The 1,609-nt window shown below is 33.3% G+C and carries 1 protein-coding gene; it reads right to left on the reverse strand.

The features are described from left to right. Positions 1 to 41: 41 nt before the first annotated feature. Complete coding sequence (locus QZ305_RS11710; protein ID WP_294732180.1) at positions 42 to 1,508, reverse strand: transposase; 1,467 nt, start codon at positions 1,506 to 1,508, stop codon at positions 42 to 44. Positions 1,509 to 1,609 lie beyond the last annotated feature (101 nt).

Below are 1,609 nucleotides of genomic sequence, written 5' to 3' on the forward strand. Positions count from 1 at the left end.
GTTACTATTCAGTCATAAAGGCACATTTATAAGGCACACAGTTAAAAAGCTGGTGTGCCTTCAAAAACTTTTTGTATATTTTCCAGTATTCTCATACCTTTTCTTTTGTATGTTTCCACTACACTTATTATCTTGCAATACATTTCATTTCCACTGTATTTACGGAATCCTCCTGATATTTTCTGGCGGTTTTTACATTTCCGCAGGTCTCTTTCGCTCATATTGTTTTCAAATGGTACTGAAAAATTGTGCATGAACAAAAGGTGGTTCTCTTTGTATTTTTCAAGCCGTACAAGCAGTGCTTTTTCTTCCTGTTTTGCAATTTTTCCTTTAACAGTTTTATTTTGCTTTCTTCCATCTGCCAGTATTTCATCATATCTTTTTTCATATTTGGATATTTCTTCATCTGTAAAAAATGTCCCTTCTGAAATATGTTTTTTTCTTCTGTCGTTTATACCACATAGAAAAGCTGACATCCCTGATGCCCATTCTGTACCAGCTTCTTCTGTATTCTTTTTCAGATAACGCAGCAGATGGACATTGCATTCACCATGTCCTTTACCATAATGGTATAATGCCGTTTCATGGTCATGTTCCAGTGTACCTGCATATGATTTAAGAAAAGATATTTTATCCAGTGCGTTTATACTTTTTTTCTCCATTGCTGTATATAATACAGCCTTATTGCTGCTGAAATTGCGTATATAACACTGTTTCCCGTCCACTGTCACTACTGTTGCATCAGTACATATAGTTTCTTCATTTAAAAGTTCATTCCCAATCTGCTTTAAGTTTTCTTCTGCTTTTACAGAAAAACTTTTACAGAAGCTGTATATACTTCCAGAAGAAATATCAAGAGTGTTTCCGGTTAATGCATTAATGGACTGGCATATCCTTTCATTGGACATTGCCCCCTCTGCATATAAATCCACAACCACAGACTTTAAAAAAGAACCATATATAACATTACTTCTATACTCTGCTGGTATATTAATTTTTCCATTTTCATCCTCATAAATCCTTATTTCGTTTATAACCGGAACAACTTCAAAATCAAGTATGTATTTTACAGCATAATTCCCATATCCTTTTCCAATTATTGTGGTTTTATGTGAATATTTTCCTGTGCCAAGCTTTTCTTCTATGTCTTTTTTCGTAAGGGTTGTTCCTGTGTGCCCTTTCTGTCCTCCTGGTTTTTTAACACTTTTTCTCCTGGAACTGTACTGGTTTGCACTCTGGCATTTCTGGTCTGTGGATGGCGGCATTGAAGAATTGGTACTGTTATTGTTTATTATCCTTTTAAGGCGTTCATTATCATCTGACAGGATTTTTATCTGCCGGTCTTTTTCATCTATTATATTTTCAAGACTGGAAATTTTTTCATTTAATTTTATTACTTCATTTTTATATTCTTTTTTTTCATTTTTAAGTTCTTTTTCAACAGATACAAGGCGCTCCATAACTTCCATAAGTTGGTTATATATACTTTTTTCATAATTTCCTCCCATTTTGAAACGCCTCCTTTCTGCTTTTTTCTCATGTATCTATATTAACATAAAACTATATGTTTTGGCAAAAATTATTTATTTTTATACCCTAAAGCCTGAAT

The sequence above is a fragment of the uncultured Faecalibaculum sp. genome, assembly GCF_910588395.1.
Taxonomy (GTDB): Bacteria; Bacillota_I; Bacilli_A; order Erysipelotrichales; family Erysipelotrichaceae; genus Faecalibaculum.